Origin of the sequence: Salinarimonas sp. NSM (genome assembly GCF_052380005.1) — a bacterium.
Lineage (GTDB): Bacteria > Pseudomonadota > Alphaproteobacteria > Rhizobiales > Beijerinckiaceae > Salinarimonas.
The window spans coordinates 49119-56843 of sequence record NZ_JBQTCJ010000024.1 but is presented as its reverse complement, the minus strand read 5'-3'; the positions used below and the strand labels follow the sequence as shown (position 1 = coordinate 56843).

9 protein-coding genes are annotated in these 7725 nt (G+C 73.5%); 5 read left to right on the top strand and 4 right to left on the bottom strand.

Translation table 11 applies throughout. The annotated features are described in order from the left end of the window. Together ACTZWW_RS10880 and ACTZWW_RS10875 are read right to left on the bottom strand one after the other, a co-directional pair. Window positions 1-809: methyltransferase (locus ACTZWW_RS10880; protein ID WP_444780976.1), on the bottom strand; the 809-nt coding region annotated here is incomplete at its 3' end. A gap of 37 nt (window positions 810-846) precedes the next feature. Then, entirely contained in the window at window positions 847-1716 is an 870-nt protein-coding gene (locus tag ACTZWW_RS10875; protein WP_444780979.1) for a polyprenyl synthetase family protein, read from the bottom strand. A gap of 121 nt (window positions 1717-1837) precedes the next feature. Here ACTZWW_RS10875 and crtD point away from each other — a divergent pair, with 121 nt between their 5' ends. Further along, window positions 1838-3421, top strand: coding sequence for a 1-hydroxycarotenoid 3,4-desaturase CrtD (gene crtD, locus ACTZWW_RS10870; protein ID WP_444780975.1), 1584 nt, complete (start codon window positions 1838-1840; stop codon window positions 3419-3421). A 47-nt stretch (window positions 3422-3468) separates the two neighbouring features. Next, on the top strand, window positions 3469-4308 hold the full coding sequence (locus ACTZWW_RS10865) for a carotenoid 1,2-hydratase (protein ID WP_444780974.1): 840 nt from the start codon (window positions 3469-3471) through the stop codon (window positions 4306-4308). Window positions 4309-4320: 12 nt separating this feature from the next. Here the strand turns inward: ACTZWW_RS10865 and ACTZWW_RS10860 are convergent, their stop codons facing one another. Further along, a complete protein-coding gene (locus ACTZWW_RS10860) occupies window positions 4321-4554 on the bottom strand; it encodes a hypothetical protein (protein ID WP_444780973.1) in 234 nt (77 codons plus the stop codon). 466 nt (window positions 4555-5020) lie between these two features. Between ACTZWW_RS10860 and ACTZWW_RS10855 the strand changes: the two genes are divergently transcribed. The 3 genes from ACTZWW_RS10855 to ACTZWW_RS10845 all read left to right on the top strand — a co-directional run bounded on the left by ACTZWW_RS10855 (window position 5021) and on the right by ACTZWW_RS10845 (window position 6677). Then, the gene (locus ACTZWW_RS10855; protein WP_444780978.1) at window positions 5021-5722 is read left to right on the top strand and encodes a PhoH family protein; all 702 of its coding nucleotides are present in this window, start codon (window positions 5021-5023) and stop codon (window positions 5720-5722) included. Between the two features lie 103 nt (window positions 5723-5825). After that, window positions 5826-6317 (top strand): methyltransferase family protein, encoded by a 492-nt coding sequence (locus tag ACTZWW_RS10850; RefSeq protein WP_444780972.1) that lies wholly within the window; start codon window positions 5826-5828, stop codon window positions 6315-6317. A gap of 57 nt (window positions 6318-6374) precedes the next feature. After that, window positions 6375-6677 (top strand): hypothetical protein, encoded by a 303-nt coding sequence (locus tag ACTZWW_RS10845; protein WP_444780971.1) that lies wholly within the window; start codon window positions 6375-6377, stop codon window positions 6675-6677. A gap of 19 nt (window positions 6678-6696) precedes the next feature. On the opposite strand, the gene ACTZWW_RS10840 is transcribed toward ACTZWW_RS10845, so the two are convergent. After that, complete coding sequence (locus tag ACTZWW_RS10840) at window positions 6697-7722, bottom strand: patatin-like phospholipase family protein (protein WP_444780977.1); 1026 nt, start codon at window positions 7720-7722, stop codon at window positions 6697-6699. Between the last annotated feature and the right edge of the window lie 3 nt (window positions 7723-7725).

Sequence of the window (7725 nt, the reverse complement as noted above, 5' to 3'; positions counted from 1 at the left end):
ATCGCGGGGGCGCCCTTGGGCAGCGTATCGCCTAAGACGCGGCCGCCCACCGTCCCTATTCGGGCGCCGAGCCCGTCGGCGGCTAATCGCGCGGCGGCGGCGCGGGCGACCGGCGGCAGGTCGAACAGGACGAGCTCGGTCCTCGGCGCCCGCGCCGCCGCCGCGCGCAGGAAGGCGCCGGCGCCGCCGCCGACGTCCATCAGCCGCCGATGGCGGGAGACGTCGTGCGCCTCGAGGATCTGGCGGGCGACCATCGGCTGCGAGGCCGCCATCAGGTCGGTGTAGGCGCCCACCGCCTCGTCCGCGAGTGCGCCGGGCTCCGCGTTGCGGGCATAGGCCCAGTAGCGCGCCAGCGCGCCGCCGCCGGGCCCGCGGGCGAGGCAGGCGACGGGGTCGGCGAGGTCGTCGTAGAGGAGCGGGTGGTGCAGCGCCATAGGCGCGACGGCGGGGTTGCCGAGCACCGCGGCGCCGTGCGGCCCGAGCCCGATTCGCCCGCCCGCGCGCGCCTGCAGCAGGCCGATGGCGCAGGCGGCGTCGAGGAGGCGCTTGGCCCCCTCATCCGGCAACCCGGTGCGCGCGGCGATCGCGGCGGGGGCGAGCGGCGTCTCGCGCAGCATCTCGAACAGGTCGAGTCGCACGCAGGCGAGCAGCGTCTGCGTGTAGACGAAGCCCGCGACGATATCGAAGAGCGCTGCCGCCCGGCGCCGCGCGATGGGGCGGGTGAGCGGGAAGCGCTCGGCGAAGGCCTGGAAGCGCTCGCTGGAGACGAGCCTGTCGCGCCAGGAAAGGACGAGGTCGGGCAGGCGCATGGCCCTCGGGTCCGCTGTCTCGGGTGCGTGCGCCGCCTCAGGCGGCCACGCGCGCGAGGCTCTTGGGCACGAAGCGCTTGGCGGCGTGGTGGATCACCGCCTTGAGCTCCGTGGCGCCGTCGCAGGGCGGGATCGCGGCGATGGCGTCGGCGACGAGGCCCTCGAGCCGGTCGATCGCGCCCTCGACGCCGAGCAGGGCCGGCGCGCTGGCGCGGCCGTGGGCGGCGTCCTGCCCGGTCGGCTTGCCGATCTCTTCCGCCGATGAGGCGATGTCGTGGAGGTCGTCGGCGACCTGGTAGGCCTCACCGAGCAGCTCGCCGAGCGCCCGCCAGGCTTCCGGATCACCGCCCGCGGCGAGCGCGCCCGCGCGGGTCGCGGCGGAGAAGAGCGCGCCGGTCTTGGCGCGATGATAGAGGGAGAGGTCGATCGCCGGCTCGCTCTCCCAGGCCTGGCCCGCCACGATCCCGTAGGGCATGCCCGTCGAGGCGGCGATGGTGGAGACGAGGGGCGCGAGGCGCCGCGGCGCGGCGGCGCCGGCGTGCGCCAGCGTCTCGAAGGCGAGCACGATCAGCCCGTCGCCGGCGAGCACCGCGAGCGGCTCGCCGAAGGCGCAATGGACGGAGATCTTGCCGCGCCGGGTCGAGGCGTCGTCGAAGCAGGGCAGATCGTCGTGCACGAGCGAGGCGCAGTGCAGGAACTCGATGGCGATCGCCGCCGCCTCCGCGAGGCCCGGCTCGCCGTCCCCGCAGGCGGCGGCGACGCCGAGTGCGAGGCGCGGGCGGATGCGCGCGCCGCCGGGGAACACGGCGTAGCGCATGGCCGAGGCGAGCAGCGGCGGCGCGTCCGCCCCGCCGGCGCGGGCGAGCGCCGCCTCCATCGCTCTCTCGATCCGGGTCCCGGCGTCGATACGGACCTTCATGCAAGCCTCCCCGGATGTCGCGTTCCGGCGTGTCAACCGGTTTTGTCTGTATGGACTGTCAAGTCAGATTGACATAGCTTTCGCTGGTGTCAACGGCCAGGATGCTTCGGTGAACTTCGGACCCGCCCCCGTGGCAGACTTCGGACAAGATGGAACCGTCGTGATCGGCGCCGGCATCGCCGGCCTGGTCTGCGCCGTCCTGGTCGCCGCGTCCGGGCGCCCAGTGACGGTGCTCGAGCGCGGCGCCGCCCCTGGCGGCAAGATGCGCGAGGTGGTCGTCGACGGCGCACGTGTCGATTCGGGGCCCACCGTGCTGACCCTCCGCGGCGTCTTCGACGCGATCTTCGAGGCCGCCGGTGCGCGGCTCGACGAGCGGGTGGGCCTGCGGCAGGCGGAGATCCTCGCCCGCCACGCCTGGGAGGGGGACGCGCGGCTCGACCTCTTCGCCGACGTCGAGCGCTCGGCGGACGCGATCGGCGCCTTCGCCGGCGCGCGGGAGGCGAAAGGCTTCCGGGAGTTCTGCGCGGCCTCGGCGCGGGTCTTCGCCATGCTCGACGAGCCCTTCATCCGCGCGCCCGAGCCCTCGCTGCCCAAGCTGATGGCGAGCCGCGGGATGATGGGCGCCCACGAGCTCCTGGCGATCCGCCCCTTCACCACACTGATGCCGGCGCTCGAGGGCTACTTCCGCGATCCGCGCCTCGCCCAGCTGTTCGGGCGCTACGCCACCTACACCGGCTCCTCCCCGTATCTGGCCCCGGCCACGCTGATGCTGATCGCCCATGTCGAGCAGGCGGGCGTGTGGCTCGTCGAGGGCGGCATGCAGCGCCTGGCCGACGCGCTCCGGGCGCTCGCGGCGGAGAAGGGCGCCGCGTTCCGCTTCGGCTGCGAGGTCCGCGAGGTTCTGGTCGAGGGTGGGCGGGCCGCCGGCGTCGTGACGGCGCAGGGCGAGCGCATCCCCGCCGCCCGGGTGGTCGCCAACGCCGATTCGGGCGCGATCGCCGCCGGCATCCTCGGGCGCGAGGCCGCCCGCGCGGTGCCGTCCATGGGCACCGCGCAGCGCTCGCTCTCGGCGCTGACCGTCTCGCTCCGGGCCCGCACGCGGGGTTTCCCGATCACCCGCCACACGGTGTTCTTCTCGCGCGACTACCCGGCGGAGTTCGAGGCGATCTTCCGCCGCGGACGTCTGCCGGACGAGCCGACCGTCTACGTCTGCGCGCAGGATCGGGACGACCGGGGCGTGCGGATCGACGGCGCAGCCGAGGACGCGCCCGAGCGGCTGTTCATGATCGTCAACGCGCCGGCCACCGGCGACACCCGCCCCTTCAGCGAAGAGGAGATCGCCACATGCGAGACGGCGACCTTTCGACATCTGAACCGCCTCGGCCTGTCGGTGGAGCGCACCCGGGAGGCCACGCGGATCACGACGCCGAGCGACTTCGAGCGGCTGTTCCCGGGGACGGGGGGCGCCCTATACGGGCGGGCGAGCCACGGCTGGAACGCGAGCTTCGAGCGCCCGAGCGTGCGCACGAGGCTGCCGGGGCTCTACCTGGCGGGGGGGAGCGTGCATCCGGGAGCGGGCGTGCCGATGGCGGCCCTCTCGGGCTGGACGGCGGCGCATCTGATATCCCGCGATTCCGCTTCGACCGCACGGTCGCGGACGACGGGTATTGCTGGTGGTACGTCGACGTCCTGAGCGACGACGGCACATTAGGGCTCACCATCATCGCCTTCATCGGCAACGTGTTCTCGCCCTACTACGCCTTCGCGCGCCGCAAGGGCGCGAAGGCCGGCCGCCCCGCGGACCCGCACGACTTTCCCGCCATGAACGTCGTGCTCTACGGCCGGGGCCACAAGCGCTGGGCGCTCACCGAGCGCCGCCGCGGCGCGCTCTCGCGGGACACGACGACGCTGTCGATCGGCCCCTCGCAGATGCGCTGGGAGGGCGGCGCGCTCGTGGTCGAGTTCGACGAGCGCACGATGCCCGTCCCCGGGCGACTGAAGGGCCGCGTGCGGCTCTCGCCGTCCGGCCTCACGCCGCAGATCTTCGGCCTCGACGCCGGGGCGCGGCACATGTGGTGGCCGATCGCGCCGGCCTCGCGGGCGGAGGTGACGCTGGAGCATCCGGGCGTAACCTTCTCGGGCGACGCGTATTTCGACATGAACTTCGGCGCACGCCCGCTCGAGGCGGACTTCGACTGGTGGAACTGGTCGCGCGCGCCGACCTCTCGCGGCGCCTGCGTGCTCTACGATGTGATCCGGCTCGACGGCTCGCGCCAGGTGCTCGCCCTCGACATCGGCCGCGACGGCACGGTGCGCGACCTCGCGACGCCGCCGCTCGCCGCCCTGCCGCCCGGCGCGATCTGGCGCATGCCCCGCGAGACCCGCGCCGAGCCCGGCGGCGCCCCGCCCCGGGTGCTGAAGACCTTCGAGGACACGCCGTTCTACACCCGCTCGGAGATCGCCACGCGCCTCCTCGGCGAGGACGTGCGCGCCATGCACGAGAGCCTGTCGATGCCGCGGTTCACGCGCGGGTGGGTGCAGATGCTGCTGCCGTTCAGGATGCCGCGGACGGTTTGGTGATCGCCGCTCTTGCTACCGCGGCGGCCGTGCCGTGTCGCTCGCGCCGTCGGCCGGGCCCGGCTCCCGCTCGCTGCGCTCCGCCTTGCGGGCGAGTGCCGAGCGCTCGGGATCGCCCGAGAAGGCGTTCGCGGCGGCGGTGCGGTTCGACTTGCGGCGCAGGAAGAACGCGAACAGGCCGATCGCGAGGACGAGGACGAGCCCGATCGTCATCACGTTCTGCGCTTCGAGGAAATTCGCCCAGTCCATCGGAAGTTCTCCACCAATGCGTTGCGGAGCCCGCCGGTGCGGGCGTCGTCCGGGGCAACGACGACGGGCGCGCCGTGATCCATGCCCGCGTCCGAATGGCGCGGACGGACTCGCCACCTCCGCGCGGCGTGAACTAAACTGTCACACGAATCGGTCACCTTGCTTTGCGGAGCGGGTCCGTCGCACAGACGAGGCCCACGAACCGACGAGGATCGTGTGAAGCGTCGCACAGACCTTCCTCTCGACGATCACGGCAGACGCCGAAACCCCTCGGCTCGCCCCGGCGTTCTGCCCTTCGACCGCACCTGCTCCGTTCCGCCACCCCCCTCTCCTCGCGAGACGTTCCGGACGCTCCGACGCGGCGCCCGGGACGGTGGTCCCGCGTCGCCGCCAAGGAGACAGGCCGTTGAGCAAGCGTTACGACAAGCAGAAGCGCCGCACCCGTCGCTCCTTCGAATCCGGTGAGATCGTCGAGCTCCACGGAGGCCCCGCCAGCGGAAAATTCGAGCACGAGCGGGCGCTCGCTCCCATCAAGCCCCTCAACGCGACGCAGGCCGCCTACCTCGCGGCCCTCAAGGCCAACCCTCAGACGATCGTGCTGGGGCCCGCCGGCACCGGCAAGACCTGGATCGCCGCCGCCCATGCCGCCGATCTCTTCCGCCAGAGGCGCATCGGCCGCATCGTCCTCACCCGCCCCAACGTCCCCGCCGGCCGCTCGCTCGGCTTCTTCCCGGGCTCGCTCGAGGAGAAGTTCGCGCCCTGGGCCGCGCCGGTCGTCGAGACGATCCGCGAGCGCATCGGGCGCGGGGCCTTCGACATCGCGCTGAAGAACGGCGAGATCGAGATGGTGCCCTTCGAGGTGATGCGCGGGCGCTCCTGGTCGGACACGTTCGTGCTCCTCGACGAGGCGCAGAACGCGACGCTCCAGGAGATGAAGACCTTCCTCACCCGGCTCGGCGAGGATTGCACGGCGGTGATCAACGGCGACGTCTCGCAGTGCGACCTCAAGGAGACGTCCGGCCTCGCGCAGGTGATCGCCATGATCCGCGCGCAGGGTCTGCCGGTGCCGATCGTCGAGTTCGATGCCGACGACATCGTCCGCTCGGGCGTATGCGCCATGTGGGTGCGCGCCTTCGGGGCGCTGGAGGGCGCGCACGCCGCCGTGTGACCCGGACGCGCGCCCGCGAGCGGGTGCGCGTCCACCCTTCCTTCAGGGCTCTGGCGCTAGCATGGGACGTGGCCCGGCTCCCGGTCCGCGGAAGGACGAACCCATGACCCTGCCCCATCGCAGCGCGGTCGTCGCCGGCGTTTCCTGGGCGGCGACCTTCGTGATCGCGCTCGCCCTCGCCCCGCGCCTCGCGGCGGACCTCGCGGCGCCCTCGCCGCGGCTCCTGGTGCTCGCGGGCACGGGCGCCCTGTTCATCGGCCTCGTCGCCTACCTTCAGCGCGAGATGGGCCTCGCCCTGCGCGCCGCGAGCTTCGGCGAGCCGTGCCGGCTGGTGACGAGCGGGAGCTTCGCGGTGAGCCGCAACCCCATCTACCTCGCCTTCCTGATCCCGCTCGCCGGCTTCGCGCTCTGGTCGCCCCTCGCGGCCGGGGCGGGCATGGCGCTCTACCTCGCAGCCATGACGGTTCTCGTCGTGCGGCCGGAGGAGCGCGCGCTCGCGGAGGCTTTCGGCGCCGAGTTCGAGATCTGGGCGCGGCGCACGCCGCGCTGGATCGGATTGCCGCGCCGGCGCTGGGCGAACGTCTCGCGCGCTTGACAGGCGCAGACCCGCGGCGGGACCATGGCGCGTCGTCCCCGACGAGGGAGCCGCCCGATGACCCGTCTCGCCGACCGCCGGCTGGCCTGCCGCCTCTCCCACGCCAGCGCCGCGGGCCTGGTCCTCGCCGCGCTCGCGGCCCCCGCGATCGGGCAGGAGCGTCCCGCGGCGGTCCCCGCGCCCGCGGCGACGAGCCTCGCGCAGCCCCTGCTCGGCCCGCACGCCTGCATGTGCCGCGCCTTCGGGCGGGCCTTCGAACCCGGCGAGCGGGTCTGCCTCTCGGGCCGGCTCGCGGAATGCACGATCGCGATCAACGTGATGAACTGGCGCCCCACGGGCGAGGCCTGCCCGCAGACGTGAGCGGAGCACTCGACCCGGCTCAGCGCCCGGTCTGGCGCTCGGCCTCGGCGAGGAGCTCCTGGAGATCGGGCAGCATCCGCCGCGCCGCCTGCGCGCCGAGGTCGATGACCTCGGCCGCCCGATGGAACTCGAACAGGCCGACGGCACCGAGCTTCGGCGAGACCATCAGGTCCGGCGGGTCCCCCGCGAGCCGCGATCGCGAGATGCGGTCCTGGGTTATGTTGAAGGCGTCGATCATCACGCTGGCGACGCCCGGCCCTATGCGTGGGCGCGCCGGGCGATTACGCACGCGGTCGGCGGCGCCGCGCACGGGGCCGAACAGGCCCCAGCGCCGCGGCTCCTCGATCACCGCCTCGACCACCTCGTCCTCCTCTTCGCCCTGGGGGTGCGGCTCGAGCGACTGGATGGTCGTACCACGCAGCTTTAGGTCGCCGTTGAGGTTGACGCACACGACGAGATCCGCGCCCAGCGCGCGGGCCGTCGTGACCGGCACGGGGTTGATCAGCGCGCCGTCCATCAGCAGGCGCCCGCCGATGCGCACCGGGTCGATGATGCCCGGCAAGGCGTAGGAGGCGTTCACCGCCTGGACGAGCGGGCCCCTGGTCAGCCAGACCTCGTGGCCGGTGCCGAGCTCGGTCGCGATCGCCGCGAAGGTGCGCGGCAGCTCCTCGATGCGCAACGCGCCGAGGTCGACCTCGAGCAGCCGCTTGAGCCGGTGCCCCGCGATCAGCCCCGAGGCGCCGATGTGGAAGTCGAGCAGGCCCAGAACCCGGCGCTTGGTCAGGCCGCGCGCGAAGGCCTCGACGTCGTCGAGCTTTCCCGCGGCGTAGCAGCCGCCGACGACGGCGCCGATGGAGGAGCCGGCGATCACGTCGGGCTCGATGCCGGCCTCCGAGAGCACCCGCAGCACGCCGATGTGCGACCAGCCCCGCGCCGCGCCGCCGCCGAGCGCGATGCCGATCTTGAGGCGGTGGCGGGAGCTGCGCTGCGGCTTCGCGCCGGGCTTCGTGCCGAGCGTCGGGGCGGGAGGCGACGCGTGCGGCACGGG

Coding starts and splice junctions, on each gene's coding strand:
- ACTZWW_RS10860 (WP_444780973.1), bottom strand. CDS start 4,554: ATGGACTGGGCGAATTTCCTCGAAGCGCAGAACGTGATGACGATCGGG.
- ACTZWW_RS10850 (WP_444780972.1), top strand. CDS start 5,826: ATGACCCTGCCCCATCGCAGCGCGGTCGTCGCCGGCGTTTCCTGGGCG.
- ACTZWW_RS10845 (WP_444780971.1), top strand. CDS start 6,375: ATGACCCGTCTCGCCGACCGCCGGCTGGCCTGCCGCCTCTCCCACGCC.